The organism is Mycolicibacter acidiphilus (genome assembly GCF_018455725.1).
GTDB classification, from domain to species: domain Bacteria; phylum Actinomycetota; class Actinomycetes; order Mycobacteriales; family Mycobacteriaceae; genus Mycobacterium; species Mycobacterium acidiphilum.
The window spans coordinates 1-492 of record NZ_JAHCLR010000142.1; the positions used below are offsets into that span (position 1 = coordinate 1).

At 79.9% G+C, this 492-nt stretch carries 1 pseudogene; it reads left to right on the top strand.

Annotated elements, in window-relative coordinates:
- A pseudogene (locus KIH27_RS22220) lies at positions 1 to 492 on the top strand (hypothetical protein); the annotation flags it as partial.

Genomic DNA, 492 nt, shown 5'->3' on the forward strand with positions numbered 1-492 from the left:
CGGCGGAACGGTCGGGCACAGCCAGGCCGGTACCAGCGGCAACGCCGGCTGGTCGGTGAACGCCGGCAGCGGCGGCGACGGCGGCGCCGGATACAACCCGGCCGGGGCGCAGAACCCCGCAGCGGGTGCGGCCGGCGGCAACGGCGGCGCCGGCGGGCACGGCGGCAACGCGGCGGTGAACGGCAACGGCGGCGCGGGCGGCGACGGCGGGTCCGGTGGCACCAGCCTCGCGGCCGCTAGTGGTAACCCCGGGGTGAACGGCACCACCGGCGCGGCCGGCGGCAACGGCGGGACCGGCGGTGCGGGCGGCACCGGCGGATCCGAATCCGGCAACGGCGGGGCCGGCGGCGACGGCGGCGACGCCGGTGACGGCGGCAACGGCGGCAACGGCGGCAATGGCGCCGCGGGTGTGCTGGGCAAGGACGGCTCGGACGGCACCGTCAACTCAGGCGGCAACGGCGGCAACGGCGGCGGCGGCGGCGCAGGCGGCAA